Origin of the sequence: Streptomyces pratensis (assembly GCF_016804005.1) — a bacterium.
Classification (GTDB): domain Bacteria; phylum Actinomycetota; class Actinomycetes; order Streptomycetales; family Streptomycetaceae; genus Streptomyces; species Streptomyces pratensis_A.
This window is the reverse complement of the sequence record NZ_CP051486.1, coordinates 4,428,622-4,449,204: the sequence shown is the minus strand read 5'-3', so window position 1 is coordinate 4,449,204 and position 20,583 is coordinate 4,428,622. Positions and strand designations below refer to the sequence as shown.

Genomic DNA, 20,583 nt, shown 5'->3' with positions numbered 1-20,583 from the left:
CAGGTCAGCGGGCCGGGGGCAGCAACTCCCTCACGAGGGAGCCGACCTGCGCGGTCTCGATCAGGAACCCGTCGTGCCCGTAAGGGGATTCGATGATCCGGAGGTGGTCGGCGCCGGGCAGCAGCGCCGCCGGCTCCGCCTGCTGGGCAGGCGGATACAGCCGGTCGGAATCGATGCCCGCGATCAGGGCCGGCATGTCCGCCCCGCGCAGGGCCCGGGCGACACCACCGCGTCCCCTGCCGACGTCGTGTGCGTTCATCGCCTCGGTGAGCGCCACATAACTGCCCGCGTCGAAACGGCGCACCAGCTTGGCCGCGTGATGGTCGAGGTACGACTCCACCTGGTAGCGCCCGCCCCGCGAGGGCAGCTCACCGGGCTGCGCCCGGCGGCCGAACCGCGCCCCCAGCTCGGCCTCGCTGCGATACGTGACGTGGGCGATACGCCGGGCCAGGCCGAGCCCCTGGTGTGGGCCCGAGCCGGGCGGCGCGTCGTGGTAGCAGCCTCCCCGCCAGCCCGGATCGCTCCGGATCGCGGCTGTCTGCATGCTGCCCCAGGCGATCTGTTCGGCCGAGGACGCGGCGGGAGCGGCGAGCATCAGCAGGGATCCCGTACGGGCCGGGAAACCCACCGCCCATTCGAGCGCCCGCATCCCGCCCATCGAACCGCCGATCACGGCCGCCCACCGGCCGATCCCCAGGGCATCGGCGAGCAGTGCCTCCGCCGCCACCTGGTCACGGACCGTCAGGTACGGGAACGCGGCACCCCAAGGGATGCCGTCGGGCCGCCGGGAAGACGGGCCGGTGCTGCCCTGGCAGCCGCCCAGCACATTCGGCGCGACGACGTACCAGCGGTCGGTGTCCAGTGCCCGGCCCGGGCCGATCAGCACGTCCCACCATCCGGCTGACGGATGCCCGGGGCCCGCGGTGCCCGCCGCGTGGCTGTCACCGGTCAGAGCGTGCAGGACCAGCACCGCGTTCGCCCCGTCCGGCGCGAGCCGGCCCCAGGCCTCGTACGCCAGCCGCACACCCGGGAGCGTGGCACCGGACTCCAGCCCGAGCGGAGCGTCGAGCGCCACCCACGAGCGGCGGCCGGGCGGATCCCCCTCCCGCCAGCCTCCGGCAGCCGGCGGGAGAGGGAGCGCGCGGGGCGCGACGACCCGGTTCAGGACGCCGCCTTCGCGGCGCGGAACCCTGCCTCCAGATCCGCTTTGAGGTCGTCCACGTTCTCCAGACCCACGGAGAGCCGCACCAGCCCCGCCGCGGCGCCCGTGGCGATGAGCTGCTCCTCGGACAGCTGGCTGTGCGTCGTGGACGCCGGGTGGATGATCAGGCTCCGTACGTCACCGATGTTGGCGAGATGGCTGAACAGTTCGACCGCGTCCACGAACCGCTTGCCGGCCTCCACCCCGTCCCGGAGTTCGAAGGCGAGCACCGCGCCGGCACCGCGCGGCAGGTAGCGCTGTCCGGCCTCGTACCAGGGACTCGACTCGAGCCCGGCGTAGTGCACCGCCAGTACCTCGTCCCGGCCCTCCAGCCAGCGGGCGAGCTCCAGCGCGTTGGACGTGTGCCGCTCCAGGCGCAGGCTCAGCGTCTCAACTCCCTGGAGGAGCAGGAAGGCCGAGTGCGGTGCGAGGGCGGGTCCGAGGTCGCGCAGCAGCTGGACCCGCAGTTTCACCGCGAAGGCGCCGTGCCCGAGGTCCGGCCAGTACCGCAGACCGTGGTAGCTGGGGTCCGGGGTGTGGAAGTCCGGGAAGCGCTCGGCGTGCGCGCCGAAGTCGAAGGTGCCGCCGTCCACGACGACACCGCCGATCGTGGTGCCGTGACCGCCGAGGAACTTCGTCGCGGAGTGGATCACGATGTCCGCGCCGTGCTCCAGCGGCCGCAGGAGATAGGGCGTGGGCACGGTGTTGTCGACGATCAGCGGAATCCCCGCGGCGTGCGCCGTGTCCGCCACCTTCCGGATGTCGAGGACGTCGCCGCGCGGATTGCCGAGCGTCTCCGCGAACAGGGCCTTGGTGCTCGGCCGGATCGCCGCCTGCCAGGCCTCGGCGTCCTCCGGGTTCTCCACGAACGACACCTCGATGCCGAACCGGGGAAGCGTGTGCCTGAAGAGGTTGTACGTACCGCCGTACAGCGAGGCGGAGGCGACGATGTGATCCCCGGCGCCCGCCAGCGTCAGGAGCGCGAGCGTCTCGGCCGCCTGGCCGGAGGCGACCGCGACCGCCGCCACTCCTCCTTCGAGCGCGGCGATCCGCTGTTCCAGGACGTCCTGGGTGGGGTTGTGGATCCGGGTGTAGATGTTTCCGGGCTCGGCGAGCGAGAACAGGTCGGCCGCGTGCTTGGTGTCCTTGAACACGAAGGACGTCGACTGGTAGATCGGAACCGCCCGGGCACCGGTCGTGGGGTCGGGGACCGCCCCGGAGTGGATCTGCTTGGTCTCGAAGGACCAGGCCGTCGCGGGGTTCTGCCGGTCGTGGTCCTCAGGGGTGTGGCCTGCGGTGACGGAGTCGACGGGCTGGCTCATGGAATACCTCGCACGGTCGTTCGGAAGATGTCCGCGCGAGCACGGTGGCGACGCGGCGGCGTACTGGTTACGGACCGTAGAGGCCGCCCGAGCCGGGACGGAAGCAGGCCGCGCACGTGGCCACGAAGCTGCAATGCTGCCGCAACAGACGCGAGGGCCGGCCCCGCTGTCGGAGCCGGCCCGTCCCGCTGCCGCGCGTCAGTCCTGTCGTCAGTCCTGTGTGAGCATCCCGCTGCGCAGCTTGCGGAGGATGCGGCTGAGCAGCCGGGAGACGTGCATCTGCGAGATGCCCAGCCCCTCCCCGATCTGAGCCTGCGTCATCTCCTGGCCGAACCGCATGTCGATGATGCGGCGCTCACGCTGGTCGAGCTCGCCGAGCAGCGGGGCGAGCGTCTGGAGATTCTCCACCGTCTCCATGGCGGGGTCGGGTTCGCCCAGCACGTCCGCATAGGTGCGCCTGCCCGCCGCGCGGCCCACCTGGTCCGCCGTGTCGGCCGGCATGTCGAGCGATCCCGCCGTGTAGCCGTTGGCCGCGACGATGCCCTCGGTGATCTCCTCCTCCGGGAGGCCGAGACGCTCGGCGAGTTCGTGCACCGTGGGGTCCCGGTCGAGGTCCGCGGCCAGGGCCTCCTTCGCCTTCGCGAGGTCGACCCGCAACTCCTGGAGCCTCCGCGGCACATGCACGGACCAGGTGGTGTCCCGGAAGAAGCGCTTGATCTCGCCGACGATGTAAGGCACGGCGAACGAGGTGAACTCGACCTCTCGGGACAGGTCGAACCGGTCGATGGCCTTGATGAGACCGATGGTGCCGACCTGGACGATGTCCTCCATGTCGCCGCTGCCCCGGTTGCGGAAGCGGCCGGCGGCGAACCGCACGAGGGACAGATTCATTTCGATGAGGGTGTTCCGGGTGTACTGGTACTCGGAGGTGCCCTCGTCGAGCACCTGCAAGCGGTCGAAGAAGAGCTTCGACAGCTTCCGCGCGTCCTGCGGGGCGATCCGCCCCGCGTCCTCGATCCAGGGAAGCCCGTCGGCGGCACCTGCTCGTTCCGCACCGGCGGTCTGTGCAGTGTGCACGGTCATCCCGTCACGCTCCTCAGGTTGTGGGCCATGAGGTGTAGGCGCCTGCCCGATGGGCCGCAACTCATGCACGGGAAGGCTGTTTTGAGCCATAGTCGTGCCCGTATCGGCTGGAAATGCTCGTGATCGTCCTCGGTGGCCACAGTGGCGGAGCGCTCTGCGCGCGAGCACACAGAACCGCCCCACCGGTACGGGGGAGCCCGGTGGGGCGGCCGTATCCAGAGTGCCACAGGCCGACGCCGGTTGGGGCTGTATCGCGCGCAGAGGTGCGCGATTCGAGGGACCGGCCGAGGGGTGGCCGTTCCGCGCGACGCGGTCTGCCCGGCCCGCCCGGCGCCGTCACGGATGTGCCGGTGCGGGCGGACGAGGGCGGGCGCGGCCCGTAAGGAGGTCCGCCAGGGCGGCGCGCGCGATGCGGGCCGGGCGCAGGGCACGGAAGCAGGCCGTAGGGGGTCCGCCGGGCGGCGGGCGCGATGCGAGCCGTAGGGCGTCCGCCGGGACGCCGGGCGGGCGACGAGGGTGCTGTGTCCCGGCGAGCGTATTGATTGCACCTTTGTGAACAGGCCGACGGCCCGGGAATAGTCGAGGGGCGGATCACTCTTTACCCCTGTCGTCGGCCGCCGATATCAACCGGAGTGAGAGCGTCCATGCCCGAGGTCACGCCCCTGCCCGTCTCCCCGCCCACGCGTCAGCCCGCGTCACGGGCCGCGGACCCGTCCTCTTCGCGGGCGCCGGGCCCTCGGACGGCGACCGCGGGGGCCCATCCGCTGGACAACCCCGCCCGCGCGTCGCTGACCGGTCCGCACGCCCTTTTCGCCCAGCGGCGCGGGCGCATCCTGCGCTACCACCCCGACGTCACCCCCTGGCTCGCCCTGCCGGACGCACCCGACGCCCAGGACTGGGCCGATGTCGCCGCGCTCGCCGGCCCCGGTGCGTCCGTCACCCTCACCGCCTTCCGTGAGCCTCCGCCGGCCGACTGGGAGATCGTCTTCCAGGCCGAGGGCGTGCAACTGGTGGACCACTCCGTGGACGCCGCCCCCGATCCCGAAGCCGTGCTCCTGGGCCCCGCCGACGTGCCGGAGATGCTGGACCTGGTCGAGCGCACCCGCCCCGGCCCGTTCCTTCCGCGCACCGTGGAGCTCGGCACCTATCTCGGCATCCGCCGCGACGGAGTCCTGGTCGCGATGGCGGGGGAGCGCCTGCACCCGCCGGGCTGGACCGAGATCAGCGGTGTCTGCACCGACGATTCCGCACGGGGCCAAGGGCTCGCGTCGCGCCTCGTCGGCGCGGTCGCCCACGGCATCAGGGAACGGGGCGAGACACCCTTCCTGCACGCCGCCGCATCGAACACCTCCGCCATCCGGCTCTACGAATCCCTCGGCTTCGCCCTGCGCCGAAGGACGTCCTTCCTCTCCGCGATCACTCCGGCGGAAGCGGTGCCGCCCGCCGACGCCAGGACCCCGGACCAGGGGACGGGTAGCTTGGAACACGTGGGGCGTTAGGGACGAACAGGCGGGAGGCGTGCCGTGGTCATGGGGCTCCGGCGCCCGTCGGCGGCGCGCAGACCGCCGCTCCCGGGCGCGGATCCGGAAGAGACGGCGGCAGGCGAGGCCAGGGTCGGGAACTGGGCGCTCGCGCTGTGGGTCGTTCTCCTGACCGTCGTGGTCGTCGTGCTCGACGCCCTCGCCGGCAACGACCTCCCCCTGGTCCCGCTGACCGTCGTGCTGCCCGCGCTGGCCTCGGTCTTCTGCACGGTCCGCCAGACCGCCGCCGTGGCGGTATGGGTCACGCTGGTCGTCGTCGGGTCCCGGATCGCCTCGGCCGGCCCCTTCTGGGACGTGGTCTCCCTCATCGGCTTCACCGCCCTCGCCAGTGCTCTGGGTGTCGTCGCGTGTGCCGCACGCATCCGGCACGCCGTCGAGGTGGCAAGGCTCCGCTCGGCCGTCGTCGCACTCCAGCGGCAGATCCTGCGCCCGCTTCCCATCACCACGAGGCAGGTCTGCGCCCACGGCCTCTACGAGCCGATGGAGGAGGACCGCTTCGTCGGGGGAGACATCTACGAAGTCGTGCAGTCACCCCATGGAACCAGGGTGATCATCGGTGATGTCCAGGGGAAGGGGCTGCCCGCGATCGGGGCCGGATTCGCCGCACTCGGCGCGTTCAGGGAAGCGGCCGTGCGGGAGCCGGACCTCACCGCGGTGGCCGAAGCCGTCGAGGACGCGGTCGTACGGCACAACGTCTTCTCCGCCGAGACGGGTGAGACCGAACGTTTCGTCACCGCCCTGCTGCTGGGGTTCGACGGCGGCGACCGGGTACAGGCGGTCAACTGCGGCCATCTGCCGCCGAGGCTGCTGCACGACGGGACGGCGGCGGTCGTCACCCTGCACCGGACCTCCGTACCGCTGGGCATGGCGGACCTCAGCAGTGAGGCGCGCGCCGCGGAGTGGCTCGGTTTTCCGCCGGGCGCCGCCCTGATGGTCTTCACCGACGGGGTGACCGAGGCGCGCGACGCGACGGGTGTCTTCTACCCGTTCGACGAGCGGCTCGGCGAATGGGTGGGGCGCGGTCCGGAGCAGGTCCTGGACGCCCTCCAGGCCGACCTCCAGAGGTTCTCCGGCGGAGTGCGCAGGGACGACGTCGCCGTGCTCGTCCTGAGCAGGCCGACGGACGGCGAGCACGCGGCCACGAAGTGCGGAAGCGCCGCCGTGAGCGGCTCCGCGAAGCACCGTCCGCACCGCTCCTGACACACGACGGGACCCTCCGGAAACCTTCATGGCCCGCTCCGGCGGCAGAGTGCGGATCGACGTCCCGACCGCAGCCCTGGGCCCACCCCGGCGTGCGGACTCCCGCGGTCCCGCCGGGCGCTCGCTCCGCCGGGGCCTTCCACAGCATGGTTAGAATTGCTCCCATGGGTTCGTACTACTTCTTTCTCTGATTCGCGGCCAGGACGCCGCCGCGCGACGCCCACCGTCGCCGTGTGACCCACCGGGTCACGCCGTGTGCCGCTGTCCTTTCCGTTGTCCGACACCCCTGTCCCGCAGTGCGCTTCCGCGTCGGACGTCGATGCGCGCACCGCTCAGGACATGTCACTTCAGGGAAAGAACCCATGCCTCTTCAGCACCCCCGCGCCCAACTGGCGATGAACGACGTCTCCAAGGCGTACGGCGACCGGTCCGTCCTCGATCAGGTGACCTTCACCGTCCGGCCAGGGGAGAAGGCCGGCGTCATCGGTGAGAACGGCTCCGGGAAGTCCACCCTGCTCCGGCTGATGGCCGGGGCGGAGGCCCCGGACAGCGGTGACATCACCGTCGGTTTCCCGGGCGGCACCGGTCACCTGGCCCAGACCCTCACCCTCGACCCCCGCAGCACGGTCCAGGACGCCGTCGACGCGGCCCTCGCCGAACTCCGCGCCCTGGAACGTGCGATCCGCACGGCGGAGGAGGCGATGTCCCACGAGGACCCGGCCGACGACCGGCTCGCCGCGTACGGGGACCTGCTGACGGCGTACGAGGAGCGCGGCGGATACACGGCGGATGCCAGGACCGCCGCCGCACTGCACGGACTCGGAATCGGCCATCTCTCCCGGGACCGCGTGCTGGGCACCCTGTCCGGCGGCGAGCAGTCCCGGTTGGCCCTGGCCTGCGTACTCGCCGCAGCCCCGGAGCTCCTGCTCCTCGACGAGCCCACCAACCACCTCGACGCGTCAGCCGTCGCCTGGCTGGAGGACCACCTCCGCGCCCACCGTGGCACGGTGGTGGCAGTCACCCATGACCGGGCGTTCCTGGAGCGGATCACCACCGTGATCCTGGAAGTCGACCGTGACCTGCGAAGCGTCCTCCGGTACGGCGACGGCTGGGACGGCTATCGCACGGCCAAGGCCGCCGCCCGCCGCCGTTGGGCACAGGACCACCAGGAATGGCTGGCCGAGCTGGCCCGCACCGAAGCGCAGGTGAGCGCGGCCGGTCAGCGCCTCGCGGGAACCGGCAAGGACCCCGGTCAGGGCTTCGGCAAGCACCGCCGATCGCACGAGGCCAAGCTGTCGGGCCAGGTGAGGGCCGCCAGGACCCGCCTGGAGGCGCTGCGCCGCTCACCCGTGCCCGCGCCGCCCCGCCCGCTGAGCTTCACCGCCGACCTCGTCCTTTCCGGTGCCGGTGAGGCCCGGCCGGAAGGGGACGGCGGCACTGCCCCCCTGGCCGAGCTGGACTCCGTCCGCGTCGGCGAGCGGCTGGAAGTCCCGTCCCTGCGCGTCGAACCGGGCCGGCGGCTTCTGGTGAACGGGCCCAACGGCGCTGGGAAGACCACGCTCCTGCGCGTTCTGGCCGGGGACCTCGCGCCGGACGCCGGCACCGTCCGGCGGCGGGGCCGGATCGGCTACCTCCCGCAGGAGCTCCCCGTCAGGCCCACCCGCCGCACACTCCTGGCCACTTTCGCCGCGGGGCGGCCGGGATTCCCCGACGAGTACGAGGACGAGCTCCTGGCCCTCGGCCTGTTCCGCCCCGAGGACCTGGCCGTGCCGGTGTTGGCCCTCTCCGTCGGACAGCAGCGCAGGCTCGCCCTGGCCCGGCTGGTGACCCGTCCCGCGGATCTGCTGATCCTGGACGAGCCGACGAACCACATCGCGCTCGGACTGGTCGAGGAACTGGAGGCCGCGCTCGACCGGTACGCGGGAGCGGTGGTGGTCGTCTCGCACGACCGGAGCTTCCGCGGCCGCTTCACCGGCGAAAGCCTCGAACTCCGGGCGGGGCGCCCGGTGACGCGCTCGGGCGTCTACGCGTCCGAGGCGGCTCGCCCTTCCCGTACGTAGGCACGCAGCCGCTCGACGAAGACCCGCTGGCCCGCCACCAGTAGTTCGAGGGCGTCGTCCGGTGTGCACCAGGCGAACCGGTCCATCTCCGGGAACTCCCTCAGCACACCGGACCCCCTCGGCCACTCCATGGTGAAGGTGCCCGGGACCGCCCCGGCAGGGTCCAGCCAGGCTTCCACCGCCCATACGGTGACGGTCTTCCCGCCCGACTGGCGTGTCTCACCCAGCGGCACCCAGGCGCCGTCCGGGAGAGGCAGACCGAGCTCCTCCTCGAACTCCCGGCGCGCGGCGGCGGCAGGCTCCTCAGGGGGTTCGTACTCGCCCTTGGGGACCGACCAGGCCGCCGTCCCACGGCCGGCCCAGAACGGTCCGCCCATATGGCCGATCAGTACTTCTGCGTCCGGCCGGCCGTCCTCACCGGCGACGACCCGGAAGAGCAGGAGCCCCGCGCTGCGCTTGACTGTCGACATGTCGTCAAGTGTGCGGGCCGGAAGCCCGGAAGGCCACTCGCGGGTGCTCCGAGAGCCGGCGGTCCAGGGGCAGCGGCAACCAGGTCCGGGGCCGCCGGGGGTCACTCCTTCGCCGCGCGCTGTTCCTCCTGATGTCCCCGTTGTCCTCTGGTGCGTCCCACCGAGCCCGGTCATGCTGTCCGCCGACAACGCATTCCGCGTGCAATCCGCTCTGCACCAGGAGGATTTGTGGGCCTTGGCACATTCCGCAACGCCGTGCGGCCGGTCGTGCTGCTCGCGACAGCGGCGGCGCTGGCGGCCGGGGCCGTCGCACCCGCGGCCGCCGACCAGACACCGGACCCCCGCCCGTACACCACCGCCGAGGTCCTCAGACCCGTCGCCCCGCCCGCCGCGAGCGGCCCCTCCGGCGAGTCGAGATCCGTCGTGGACGGCGACGGCATCGAGACCGCCCGCGCCTCCCGCCCCATCGCCCCCGGCGTCCGTCTGAGCTCCTACGACCGCCTCGAGTCCGACAAATGGCTGCGGGTCGACACCCTCTCCGTCGACCTGGACGGCAGCGGAGTACGCGCCGACTACCTCTCCTCGGGCAAGGTCGCGGACCGGCGTACGGTCTCCGAACTCGCCGCCGGGCACGACCCGGGGGAGGGACGACGTACCGTCGCCGCGATCAACGCGGACTTCTTCGACATCAACCAGACCGGGGCGCCCCAAGGGCCCGGGGTCAAGGACGGCCGGACGGTCCACTCCCCGGCCCCGGGTGTGAACCGTGCGGTGGGTATCGGACCGGAGAACGCGGGCCGCGTCCTGGAGCTGTACTTCGAGGGCACGTTGTCCCTCCCCTCAGGCGCGCACCAGCTGTCCGCGTACAACGCGGCCAACGTACCGGCCCAGGGCGTGGGTGCCTACACCTCGGCCTGGGGCAGCGCCGACCGGGCGCTCACCGTCGACGACGCACGGCCCGTCGCGGAGGTGGCCGTGCGTGACGGCAAGGTCGTCTCCCTGTCGGACACCCCCGGAGCGGGACCCGTGCCCGAGGACACCGTGGTCCTCATCGGCCGTGAAGCCGGTGCCGGACTGCTGAACGCCCTGGAACCCGGGGACCCGGTCGGCATCGAATACCGGGCACGCACCGACAGCGGGGCCGTACCGCGCACCGCCGTCGGCGGCCGGGAACTGCTCGTCGTCGACGGGGCGGCGCAGAACCACGACGGCGCGGGCAACAACACCGCCGCGCCCCGTACCGCTGTCGGGTTCTCGAAGGACGGCCGGACCATGCAGGTCGTCACCGTCGACGGACGCCAGACGGACAGCGGCGGTGTCACCCTCACCGAGCTGGGCGTGATGATGCGTGGGGCTGGTTCGTACAGCGCTCTGAACCTCGACGGCGGGGGCTCCTCCACGCTCGTCGCCCGTGAGCCGGGGAGCGACGCGCTCCAGGTCGAGAACAGCCCGTCCGACGGCAGCGAGCGCACCGTGCCCAACGGTCTCGCCCTGACCGCCCCCGACGGCAGCGGTCGGCTCGAAGGGTTCTGGGTCGAGACCCGTACGCCGGCGGGTGCCGCCCCCGGCGACGACCCGGTCGGCGGCGGTCACCCCGAGCGGGTCTTCCCCGGACTGACCCGGCAGCTCACCGCCGCCGGGTACGACGAGACGTACGGCCCCGCCGCGGGCGCACCGCGCTGGCGTGCCGCCAGCCCCTCGATCGGCAGCGTCGACGCCCGGGGCACGTTCACCGCGCGCCGCGGCGGTACGACCGAAGTCCGGGCGGAACGGGCCGGCGCCCACGGCTCGACCCGGCTCACCGTCCTCGACAGGCTGGACCGGATCCGGCCCACCACCGCGCGCGTCGGTCTGGCCGACGAGGAGGCGACCGGCAGCTTCGGCGTCGTCGGACTCGACGCCCACGGCACGAGTGCTCCCGTCGAGCCGGACGACATCGAACTCGACTACGACCGCACGCTGTTCGACATCGACGCCGACGGCCGGGGATCCTTCACCGTCAGGTCCCTCACCGGATCGGGAGCGGGACAGATCAAGGCGACCGTCGCCGGTGTGAGCACCACCCTCGCCGTGAGCGTCGGCCTCACCGAGCAGCCCGTCGCGGACTTCGATGACGCCGGATCCTGGAAGTTCAGCCACGCCCGCGCGGACGGTTCGCTCGGGTCGGCTCCGGACGGGCACACCGGCACCGGCCTCCGCCTCACCTACGACTTCACCCGGTCGACGGCGACGCGCGCCGCCTACGCCGCCCCGCCGCAGCCCGTCGTCGTGCCCGGCCAGCCGCAGGCGTTCACCCTCTGGATCAAGGGTGACGGGAACGGCGCCTGGCCGACGCTGCACCTCAAGGACGCCGCAGGCTCCGACCAGCTGCTGCGGGGGCCGTACATCACCTGGACCGGCTGGCGGCAGGTCACCTTCACCGTGCCGCCGGGCGCGGCGATGCCGTTGTCGGTGCACCGCTTCTACCTCGCCGAGACGGCGGCGGCCCGCCAGTACACCGGTGAGATCGTCGTCGACGGCCTGACCGCCCAGGTTCCCCCCACCGTCGAGCTGCCCGAACAGATCCACTCCGCCGACCCGCTGATCGACACGGCCGCGGTGACCGAGGGCCGTGACTGGCAGTTCGCGGTGATGTCCGACGCCCAGTTCGTCGCACGTGATCCGGACAGCGCCATCGTCCGGCAGGCCCGCCGCACCCTTCAGGAGATCAGAGCCGCGCGGCCCGACTTCGTGGTCGTCAACGGCGACCTCGTCGATGAGGGATCACCCGCCGACCTCGCCTTCGCCCGTCAGGTCCTCGAAGAGGAACTGGGCGACTCGCTGCCCTGGTACTACGTACCGGGCAACCACGAGGTGATGGGAGGGAAGATCGACAACTTCGTCACACAATTCGGTCCGGCCCGGAGGACGTTCGACCACAAGGGCACCCGGGTCATCACGCTCGACACGTCGGGTCTCAGCCTGCGCGGCGGCGGCTTCGCCCAGATCAAGGAGCTGCGCGCCCAGCTCGACGCGGCGGCGAAGGACCGGTCCGTCGGCTCCGTGATGCTGATCGAGCACGTGCCGCCGCGTGACCCGACGGTGCAGAAGGGCAGTCAGCTCAGCGACCGCAAGGAGGCCGCCCTCGTCGAACAGTGGCTCGCCGGCTTCCGCCGCGCGACGGGCAAGGGCGCCGCGTTCACCGGCAGCCACGTCGGCGTCTTCCACGCCTCGCACGTCGACGGAGTCCCCTATCTGATCAACGGGAACTCCGGCAAGGCGCCGGCCGGGCCTGCCGACGAGGGGGGCTTCACCGGCTGGTCCCTGATCGGCGCCGACCGCGTCTCACCCGCCGAACAGGCCACGGCTCGCCGGGCGCCGTGGCTGGGCGGGCCCGACTGGGTCTCCGCGCAGACCCGCGCCCACGTCGACGACCTGGTCCTGGACGTGCCCTCCGCGCTCGTCGCGGGGGAGCGCGCGAAGGCCGGCGCGCACGTCACCCAGGGCACACGGAACGTGCCGGCGGCCTTCCCGCTCAGCGTGGACTGGACCGGCTCGCCGAACGTCCACATCGGGGAGGCGGACGACGCCCGTCGACGCCACACCGCGACGCTGGACCCCGCCACGGGCACGCTCACCGCGCTGCGTCCCGGCACCGTCACGCTCGCGGTGACCGTCAACGGCGTGACCCGCGACGTACGGATCCGGATCGCGGCCGGGGCGGTGGCGCCCGCCGCCTGACGCACCGTTCCCGAACGCGCCGACGCACGGCTCCCGGAACACGCCCGGGAGCCGTGCGGTGTCTTCGCGCGCCCGCTCAGGCCTTCCGGTAGCCGTACGCGTCGGTGGCAGCAGCCTCCACGGTGTCCAGATCGCCGCCCGCCGACGCGGTCACCAGGGCGGCGACCGCGCCCTCCACGAACGGAGCGTCGACCAGCCGCGCCCCGTCGGGCAGTTCACCACCCTCCGCCAGCATGGACTTCACCGTCAGCACCGCGCTCCCGAGGTCCACCAGCAGCGCCACCCCGACGCCGCCGTCGACCGTCCTGGCCGCCTCCGCGATCAGCTCCGAACTGGTCCCCAGCCCGCCGGCCGAGGTACCCCCGGCCGCCGCTATAGGGGCCGTCGCGCCACCTGCGGCCAGTCCCCTGGCCAGCTCGGCGACGGACTCCGCCACCGGCCCGCTGTGCGAGACCAGCACGATCCCGACCTGGCTCTCCTCGCTCATGTGTCGCCTCCGCCGGTCTGCTCCGCGGCCTCGGCGAGTGCCCCGACCAGCAGCGCCGCCGAGGCGGCCCCGGGATCCTGGTGCCCGATGCTGCGCTCGCCGAGATAACTTGCCCTGCCCTTGCGCGCCCGCAGCGGCACGGTCTCCAGAGCACCGACCAGAGCCGCGTCCCGGGCCTGGGCGAACGATCCGCCCAGTACCTCGACCGCCGGAAGCAGCGCGTCGAGCATCGTCTTGTCCCCTGCCTGTGCCCCGCCGAGCTGCGCCACCGCGGCGACACCCGCTCCGAGGGCCTCGGCCAGCCGGTCGGGAGTCACCTCCGTCGCATCGCCCAGCGCCTTGCCGGTGCGGCGCAGCAGAGTCCCGTACAAGGGCCCGGACGCCCCGCCGACCGTCGAGATCAGATGCCGTCCGGCCAGCGTCAGCACCGCCCCGGGCGTCGTGGGCGGCTCCTTCTCCAGTACTTCGTTCACAGCGGCGAAACCCCGGCGCATGTTGCTCCCGTGATCGGCGTCCCCGATCGCGGCGTCGAGCTCGGTCAGCCGGTCCGCCTCACGGTCGACGGCAGCCGCGGTGGCGGCCATCCAGCGGCGGAAGAAGTCGGTGTCGAGCACAAGATCTCCTGTTCCTCACACACGGTGGAAAGTCCCGTTCACCGGCCCCAGCGGAGCGCGGGCGTCTGTACCGGCGCGTCCCAGAGCCGTACCATCTCCTCGTCCACCTGGCAGAGCGTCACCGAGCAGCCTGCCATGTCCAGCGACGTCACGTAGTTGCCCACCAGCGTACGAGCCACCGCCACGCCCCGCTCCGACAGCACCCGCTGCACCTCCGCGTTGAACCCGTACAGCTCCAGCAGCGGAGTCGCGCCCAGCCCGTTGACCAGGGCCAGCACGGGACCGGTGGGCCGCAGGTCCTCCAGCACCGCGTGCACCGCGAAGTCGGCGATCTCGCCCGACGTCATCATCGGGCGGCGCTCCCGGCCGGGCTCGCCGTGGATACCGATACCCAGTTCCAGTTCGCCCGGGGGCAGGTCGAACGTCGGGGTGCCCTTCGCCGGAGTGGTGACGGAGCTGAGCGCCACTCCGAAACTCCGCGAGGACTCGTTCACCCGCCGGGCCATGGACTCCACCCGCTCCAGCGGCGCGCCCTCGTCGGCGAGGGCGCCGGCGATCTTCTCGACGAACAGCGTCGCCCCGGTGCCGCGCCGGCCCGCGGTGAACGTGCTGTCGGCCACCGCCACGTCGTCGTCGACCAGGACCCGGGCGACCCGCAGCCCCTCGTCCTCGGCGAGTTCCGCGGCCATGTCGAAGTTCAGTACGTCCCCGGTGTAGTTCTTCACGACGAACAGCACTCCCGCGCCGCTGTCGACCGCGGCCGCCGCCCGCACCATCTGGTCGGGCACGGGCGAGGTGAAGACCTCTCCGGGACAGGCCGCGGACAGCATCCCGGGCCCGACGAACCCCGCGTGCAGCGGCTCGTGCCCGGAACCGCCGCCGGACACGAGCCCCACCTTCCCGGCCACCGGGGCGTCGCGGCGGACGACGAGACGGTTCTCGACGTCCACGACGAGCTCCGGGTGGGCGGCGGCCATTCCGCGGAGACCGTCCGCGACGACGGTCTCCGGCACGTTGATGAGCATGCGCAACGGTTCCTCCAGGGGAGAGCGCGCCGACCGTGGTGACCGGCCGTCGCGTGAATCCGATCCTCGTGTCTCAGGTGCGTACGGCACCAGTATCGAAGAGACCCGGGTGATCGGGAAGCGACGCCTCGGAGGCACCGCCGTGCCGGTCGGCGGCCGTTCGTGTGCTGCCACCGTCCGGGCAGCAGTCGTCGCACCGCCCGCAGGGTGTTCTTACGGTCCCGTGACACGGGCGCGCCGCACCGCCCCTTCCGTCCCCGGGCGGCCTAGCGTTGCGGCCATGCGTGTACTGGTCACCGGCGGAGCCGGGTTCATCGGGTCATACATCGTCCGGACTCTCGCCTCCGTGGGGCACGAGCCGGTGGTCCTCGACGCACTGCTGCCGTCCGCGCACGGACGGCCGGCGGAGCCGGGTGCCCCGGGGACAGGTCACCTGCCGGAGGGTGTGCGGACGATCGTCGCGGACGTCCGGGACAGGGCGTCGGTGGCCGAAGCCCTGTCCGGGACCGACGCGGTCTGCCACCAGGCGGCGATGGTCGGTCTCGGCAAGGACTTCGCGGACGCGCCGGAGTACGTCGGGTGCAACGACCTGGGCACTGCGGTACTGCTCGCGGAGATGGCGGCTGCGGGGGTCCGGGACCTGGTGCTGGCCGGCTCGATGGTGGTCTACGGCGAAGGGCGTTACGACTGCCCCCGACACGGGTCCGTCAGGCCCGGCCCGAGGGCGGCGGCAGACCTGGACGTCGGCCGGTTCGAGCCGCACTGTCCCACCTGTGGTGCGGAACTGGTGCCGGGGCTGGTCACCGAGGAGGCACCCGGCGACCCGCGCAACGTGTACGCGGCGACCAAGCTCGCACAGGAACACCTCGCCGCCGCCTGGACCCGCGCGACGGGCGGCCGCGCGGTCGCGCTGCGCTACCACAACGTCTACGGTCCGGGGATGCCGCGTGACACCCCGTACGCCGGTGTCGCGTCCTTCTTCCGTTCCGCCCTGGCCCGGGGCGAGGCCCCCCGGGTGTTCGAGGACGGCGGGCAGCGCCGCGACTTCGTGCACGTACGCGACGTGGCGGCGGCCAACGCCGTGGCGCTCGCCTCGCTGGGAGAGCGGGAACCGGGCACCTTCGACTCCTACAACACGGGCAGCGGCACTCCGCACACCATCGGCGAGATGGCCCGGGCCCTGTCGACGGCCCACGGCGGTCCGGAGCCCGTCGTCACCGGTGAGTACCGGCTCGGGGACGTACGTCACGTGACGGCGGATTCGCGGCGGCTGCGGGAAGAACTCGGCTGGAAGCCGGAGACGGAGTTCGACGCGGGGATGCGGGAGTTCGCCACGGCGCCCCTCCGGAGTGCCGGCGAACCGCGTACGTAGGGACGCGGGTGGGGAGGGCCTCAGGCCGGTGCGGCCGGCAGGGTGACTTCGAAGCAGCAGCCACCGGCCACATTACGAACGTCCGCCCGGCCGGAGTGCGCTTCGACGATCCCGCGGACGATGGCGAGTCCGAGGCCCGCACCCGACGGCGGGGTACGGGCGGAGTTGCCCCTCCACCCCGTGTCGAACACGCGCGCAAGATCCTCCTCGGGGATTCCACCGCAACCGTCGGTCACCGAGAGCACGAGCCCGTCCGGGGAGCGCTGTGCGGCCACCGCGACCGTGCCGTCGGCGGGAGTGCGCCGGATCGCGTTGATCAGGAGGTTGCCCATGACCCGGCTCATCTCCTTGCTGTCGACCTCCACGGGCACCGCGTTGACCTGGTCACCGATCAGTCGGACCCCGTGTTCGCGGGCCAGCGGACGGGCCCAGGCCAGCGCGTCGCCGACGATGTCGTGGGCGGACACCCGGGAGGGCGTCAGGGTGAGGGACCCGGCGTGTATCCGGGAGAGCTCGAAGAGATCACCGACCATGTCGTTCATGCGCTCCACCTCCCTGCGCATCTGCCGCAGATAGCGCCCGGAGTCCGCCGCCACGCCGTCCTCCAGAGCCTCGGACATGGCGCGCAGCCCCGTGAGAGGGGTCCGGAGATCGTGTGAGATCCAGGCGACGAGCTCCCGCCGCGATCGCTCCAGGGCACGCTCGCGCTCACGGGAGCTCTCGAGTTTCGCGCTGGTGGCCGCCAGTTCACGTGTGAGTGCTGCGAGTTCCGCCGTGGCCTGCCCCTGCGGGGCCGCGAACGTGCCCCCATCGCCGAAGGAGCGGGCGGCCAGCGTCAGGTCGAGGCTCCGGGCGGCCACCCAGCGGCCCAGCAGCATGGCGGTCGCGAGGGACACCGCGGCGGCCATGGCGACGACGGTGGTCACCACGGTCAGATCGTGCGGGGACAGGAACATCGCCCAGGCCACGGTCAGGGTCCCGGCCAGCATGGCCGTCACGGCCACGGCGGCGACGACGGTCAGCGAGACCACCAACGGGCGGTGCCGCAGCAGCCGCAGGGCCAGGGCGCCCAGCAGTCCGGCCGCGGCGGCGCCGAGGAAGGCGAGAAGGGCGATGAGGAGGATGTCGGCCATCTGTTCAGTTCCCCGGAGCGTCGTCGGCCGGCAGGTCCATGCGGTAACCCACACCCCACACCGTCCGGATCAGAGTGGGACGGGCGGGGTCGGCCTCGACCTTGCCGCGCAGCCGGCGCACATGAACCGTCACCGTCGACAGATCGCCGAAGTCCCAGCCCCAGACCTCCCGCATCAGTTCTTCGCGGGTGAACGCCTGACCCGGGTGGTCCAGGAAGAAGGCGAGCAGGTCGAACTCGCGGAGCGTGAGGCGGAGATCCTCGCCATCGAGGGTCGCGCGGCGGGCGAGAGGCTCCAGGGTGATGCCGGCTCCGCCGAGCGGAGCGGGGGAGCCGGCACCGGCGAGCCGGACCCTGCGCAGCACCGACTCAACCCTCAGCACGAGTTCGCGCGGGCTGAAGGGTTTGGTCACGTAGTCGTCCGCGCCGGTCTCCAGCCCGAGGATCCTGTCGTCCTCGTCCCCGCGTGCGGTGAGCATGATGACGGGAACGGGCCCGTGGGCGCGCATCCGGCGGCACACCTCGAAGCCGTCGATGCCGGGAAGCATCAGATCGAGCACCACCAGATCGGGCCGCAGCGCGGTGAAGAATTCCAGCGCCGCGGGCCCGTCGGCCGCCCGTTCGACGTCGAAGCCCGCGCGTTCCAGATACCCGGTGGCGACCTCCGCGACGGTCGGATCGTCGTCCACCACGAGAACGCGCCTGTGCGACACGCCGTCCTCGCGACCGTTCGGTGCTCCGGCGCCGAGGCCCTGAGGAGAGGAGATGTTCTGCATGGGGCAACTGTGGCATCACCAGCCGTTCGGACGGCCGGTCACCGGACGCCACACGGCCGACGTCCACGTTTCGTAAGAACCTGAAGCCCGGAATGTCTGCTTTCTCTCCGTAGGGTGATCGTCGTGACCGACTACTCACCGGCTGACCCCGCCGCCCCCCTCCGCGCCGACATCGTTCTGCCCTGCCTCGACGAGGCCGAGGCACTGCCCCAGGTACTGTCCCGAATCCCCGACGGATGGCGGGCCGTCGTCGTCGACAACGGCTCCACCGACGGGTCGGCTGAGATCGCCCGCTCGCTCGGCGCGACCGTCGTGCACGAACCACGCCGAGGCTTCGGATCCGCGTGTCACGCGGGGCTGCTCGCCGCCGAGGCGGAGTACGTCTGCTTCTGCGACTGCGACGGCACGCTCGACCCGGCACTGCTCCCCGGCTTCGTCCGGCGGATCGCCGACGGGGAGAGCGACCTGCTCCTCGGCAGGCGCCGCCCCACGACCCGAGGCGCCTGGCCCCTGCACGCCAGGGCGGGCAACGCCGCGCTCGCCAGGATGCTCCGCCGCCGCACCGGCCTGCGCCTGCACGACCTCGGACCGATGCGGGCCGTGCGCCGGGAGACGCTGCTGGCACTCGGACTCACGGACCGCCGCAGCGGCTACCCGCTGGAGATGGTGGTGCGCGCCTCGGACGCCGGACTGCGCGTGGCCGAGACGGACGTCCCGTACCTGCCCCGGACAGGCCGGTCCAAGGTGACCGGCACCTGGCGGGGGGCCTGGCACGCGGTGCGGGACATGCGGGCCGTGCTGCGGGAGCCGGAGCCACAGACCCCGCGGGACGTCCGGGCGGAGGCGACCGGATGAGCGCGTGTACTCCGCCTGCCGGGGCGACGACGTTGCTGGTCATCGCCAAGGAGCCTGTTCCCGGCCGGGTCAAGACCCGGCTCACCCCGCCCTTCAGCCCTGGCGAAGCGGCGGAGCTCGCGGCCGCAGCCCTGGAAGACACGTTGCGGACCGTGCTCACCCTTCCCGCCGCGCGGCGGGTCCTGGTCCTCGACGGGCGCACCGGCCCCTGGACTCCGCAGGGGTTCGACGTACTGGCGCAGAGCGCGGGCACGCTCGACGAACGCATCGCGGCGGCGTTCGGCTCAGTGGCCGGGCCGGCCCTCCTCATCGGAATGGACACCCCTCAGATCACCTCCGCCCTGCTGGCGACCGCCCTCTCCCCGGGTGGATGGGACGGCTGCGACGCGTGGTTCGGACCGGCCGAGGACGGCGGCTTCTGGGCGCTGGGCCTGGCCGCGCCCGACCCCGGCCTCGTGCGGGGCGTCCCGATGTCCCTCCCCGGTACGGGCAGGATCCAGCGGGCGCGCCTGACGGACGCGGGCCTCACCGTCCGGGACCTTCCGCCCCTGCGTGACGTGGACACCGCCGAGGACGCGCGGTACGTCGCCGCCGCCGCGCCGCACGGCCGGTTCGCCGAGGCCCTCACCCGCCTCGGTGGGGCGGTGGTCCGGTGAGCACGGTGCTGCCGCCTGCGGGCCAGGGCGCCGCCTGCTGGGCGACCGATCCGTACGCGCGGGCGCTGAGCCAGGGCAAGGGCCCCCTCTTCCTTCGCCGGCAGGACGGATGGCTCCTGCCCCTGGACATCGAACGCTGGTGCGCCGACGCGGACGCGGCCGACCTGTCAGCGCTCCGCCGGAGCGAGGGAACGGTCATCGACATCGGCTGCGGACCCGGACGGCTGGTCGCCGCGCTGGCCGCCCGAGGACGCCGCGCGCTCGGCATCGACGTGAGCGAGGCCGCCATCGGACGCACCCAGGAGGTCGGTGGCTCGGCGCTCCGCCGCAGCGTGTTCGAGCCCCTGCCGGGCGAAGGGTGCTGGGGAACGGCCCTGCTCGTCGACGGCAACATCGGCATCGGCGGGGACCCGTCCGCCCTGCTCCGCCGGGTCGCCGCCGTCGTGGCGCCAGGGGGACTTCTCATCACCGAGGCCGCCCCTCACGACGTGGACGAACGGGTCCAGGTACGTCTCGACGACGGCCGGGGACAGCCGGGCGCCGCCCCTCACTTCCCCTGGGCCCGTGTCGGCGTGTCCGCCCTGCTCCGGTACGTACGGCCGGAGGGCTGGGAACCCGTCGATCAGTGGGAAGCCGACGGCCGCCCGTTCCTCGCACTGCGATGCGCCCGGACGGTCCGCACCACGAGCCAGAGCGCCGACACGGTGAACAGCGCTGCCGTGATCAGCAGCCAGTTCCCCAGGAACCTGTCGGGGGACATGCCGCTCGCCGGCTCGTAGCGCTCCGTGTGACGCGTGATCAGAGGCCACCACATCAGCAGCAGCAGCCCTGACAGGAGGAGCGGCACGCGTACGAATCCGACCGGCCCGGGCCGCCGCGGGAAGGGGGCCCGCAGGGCCCGGTCCGCCGCCGAGTACAGCGGCACCAGCACCAGGTCGTGTACCAGCGCGGCGCCCACGAACCACACCAGGATCATGAAGGTGTCCCCGTCGAGCAGCCGCACCCCGGCATAACCCGCGAGGGCGAACGAGGAGACCATCAGCAGCAGGTGCAGCGGCCCCTCCCCGTA

17 protein-coding genes are annotated in these 20,583 nt (G+C 72.6%); 8 read left to right on the top strand and 9 right to left on the bottom strand.

Going from position 1 to position 20,583, the window contains the following annotated elements; all coding sequences use genetic code 11:
• Nucleotides 1–4 precede the first annotated feature (4 nt).
• The 3 genes from metX to HED23_RS17955 all read right to left on the bottom strand — a co-directional run bounded on the left by metX (nucleotide 5) and on the right by HED23_RS17955 (nucleotide 3,606).
• The gene (gene metX / locus HED23_RS17965) at nucleotides 5–1,165 is read right to left on the bottom strand and encodes a homoserine O-acetyltransferase MetX (protein ID WP_203187538.1); all 1,161 of its coding nucleotides are present in this window, start codon (nucleotides 1,163–1,165) and stop codon (nucleotides 5–7) included.
• Nucleotides 1,162–2,523 (bottom strand): bifunctional o-acetylhomoserine/o-acetylserine sulfhydrylase, encoded by a 1,362-nt coding sequence (locus HED23_RS17960; protein WP_203184409.1) that lies wholly within the window; start codon nucleotides 2,521–2,523, stop codon nucleotides 1,162–1,164. Before HED23_RS17960 ends, metX begins: the two co-directional genes overlap by 4 nt.
• A 210-nt stretch (nucleotides 2,524–2,733) precedes the next feature.
• Nucleotides 2,734–3,606 (bottom strand): SigB/SigF/SigG family RNA polymerase sigma factor, encoded by an 873-nt coding sequence (locus tag HED23_RS17955; protein ID WP_203184408.1) that lies wholly within the window; start codon nucleotides 3,604–3,606, stop codon nucleotides 2,734–2,736.
• A gap of 644 nt (nucleotides 3,607–4,250) precedes the next feature.
• Here HED23_RS17955 and HED23_RS17950 point away from each other — a divergent pair.
• From HED23_RS17950 to abc-f, 3 genes are all read left to right on the top strand, one after another.
• A complete protein-coding gene (locus HED23_RS17950; protein WP_203184407.1) occupies nucleotides 4,251–5,105 on the top strand; it encodes a GNAT family N-acetyltransferase in 855 nt (284 codons plus the stop codon).
• Nucleotides 5,106–5,129: 24 nt separating this feature from the next.
• Nucleotides 5,130–6,347 (top strand): PP2C family protein-serine/threonine phosphatase, encoded by a 1,218-nt coding sequence (locus HED23_RS17945; protein ID WP_398084045.1) that lies wholly within the window; start codon nucleotides 5,130–5,132, stop codon nucleotides 6,345–6,347.
• Between the two features lie 362 nt (nucleotides 6,348–6,709).
• Nucleotides 6,710–8,407: a ribosomal protection-like ABC-F family protein gene (abc-f, locus tag HED23_RS17940; RefSeq protein WP_203184405.1), complete on the top strand. Its 1,698-nt coding sequence runs from the start codon at nucleotides 6,710–6,712 to the stop codon at nucleotides 8,405–8,407.
• Here abc-f and HED23_RS17935 read toward each other — a convergent pair.
• Complete coding sequence (locus tag HED23_RS17935) at nucleotides 8,371–8,877, bottom strand: NUDIX domain-containing protein (protein ID WP_203184404.1); 507 nt, start codon at nucleotides 8,875–8,877, stop codon at nucleotides 8,371–8,373. The genes abc-f and HED23_RS17935 overlap by 37 nt on opposite strands.
• 228 nt (nucleotides 8,878–9,105) lie before the next feature.
• Between HED23_RS17935 and HED23_RS17930 the strand changes: the two genes are divergently transcribed.
• Nucleotides 9,106–12,597, top strand: a complete 3,492-nt coding sequence (locus HED23_RS17930; RefSeq protein ID WP_238442017.1) for a phosphodiester glycosidase family protein — start codon at nucleotides 9,106–9,108, stop codon at nucleotides 12,595–12,597.
• A gap of 76 nt (nucleotides 12,598–12,673) precedes the next feature.
• Here HED23_RS17930 and HED23_RS17925 read toward each other — a convergent pair whose 3' ends face one another.
• The 3 genes from HED23_RS17925 to dhaK are packed head-to-tail and all read right to left on the bottom strand — an operon-like array spanning nucleotide 12,674 to nucleotide 14,729.
• The gene (locus HED23_RS17925) at nucleotides 12,674–13,084 is read right to left on the bottom strand and encodes a PTS-dependent dihydroxyacetone kinase phosphotransferase subunit DhaM (RefSeq protein WP_203184403.1); all 411 of its coding nucleotides are present in this window, start codon (nucleotides 13,082–13,084) and stop codon (nucleotides 12,674–12,676) included.
• A complete protein-coding gene (gene dhaL, locus HED23_RS17920) occupies nucleotides 13,081–13,698 on the bottom strand; it encodes a dihydroxyacetone kinase subunit DhaL (protein WP_203184402.1) in 618 nt (205 codons plus the stop codon). The genes HED23_RS17925 and dhaL overlap by 4 nt, the downstream gene beginning before the upstream one ends.
• A 38-nt stretch (nucleotides 13,699–13,736) precedes the next feature.
• The gene (dhaK, locus tag HED23_RS17915) at nucleotides 13,737–14,729 is read right to left on the bottom strand and encodes a dihydroxyacetone kinase subunit DhaK (protein ID WP_203184401.1); all 993 of its coding nucleotides are present in this window, start codon (nucleotides 14,727–14,729) and stop codon (nucleotides 13,737–13,739) included.
• A gap of 274 nt (nucleotides 14,730–15,003) precedes the next feature.
• Here dhaK and HED23_RS17910 point away from each other — a divergent pair, with 274 nt between their 5' ends.
• Nucleotides 15,004–16,095, top strand: a complete 1,092-nt coding sequence (locus tag HED23_RS17910) for an NAD-dependent epimerase/dehydratase family protein (RefSeq protein ID WP_203184400.1) — start codon at nucleotides 15,004–15,006, stop codon at nucleotides 16,093–16,095.
• 20 nt (nucleotides 16,096–16,115) lie between these two features.
• On the opposite strand, the gene HED23_RS17905 is transcribed toward HED23_RS17910, so the two are convergent.
• Entirely contained in the window at nucleotides 16,116–17,228 is a 1,113-nt protein-coding gene (locus tag HED23_RS17905) for a sensor histidine kinase (RefSeq protein WP_203184399.1), read from the bottom strand.
• A 4-nt stretch (nucleotides 17,229–17,232) separates the two neighbouring features.
• A complete protein-coding gene (locus HED23_RS17900) occupies nucleotides 17,233–18,003 on the bottom strand; it encodes a response regulator transcription factor (RefSeq protein ID WP_203184398.1) in 771 nt (256 codons plus the stop codon).
• 123 nt (nucleotides 18,004–18,126) lie between these two features.
• Here HED23_RS17900 and HED23_RS17895 point away from each other — a divergent pair, with 123 nt between their 5' ends.
• From HED23_RS17895 to HED23_RS17885, 3 genes are read left to right on the top strand one after another with little or no spacing between them, the layout of a single operon-like run.
• Complete coding sequence (locus HED23_RS17895) at nucleotides 18,127–18,858, top strand: glycosyltransferase family 2 protein (RefSeq protein WP_203184397.1); 732 nt, start codon at nucleotides 18,127–18,129, stop codon at nucleotides 18,856–18,858.
• Entirely contained in the window at nucleotides 18,855–19,514 is a 660-nt protein-coding gene (locus tag HED23_RS17890; RefSeq protein ID WP_203184396.1) for a TIGR04282 family arsenosugar biosynthesis glycosyltransferase, read from the top strand. Before HED23_RS17895 ends, HED23_RS17890 begins: the two co-directional genes overlap by 4 nt.
• On the top strand, nucleotides 19,511–20,293 hold the full coding sequence (locus HED23_RS17885) for a methyltransferase domain-containing protein (protein ID WP_203184395.1): 783 nt from the start codon (nucleotides 19,511–19,513) through the stop codon (nucleotides 20,291–20,293). Before HED23_RS17890 ends, HED23_RS17885 begins: the two co-directional genes overlap by 4 nt.
• Nucleotides 20,294–20,583 lie beyond the last annotated feature (290 nt).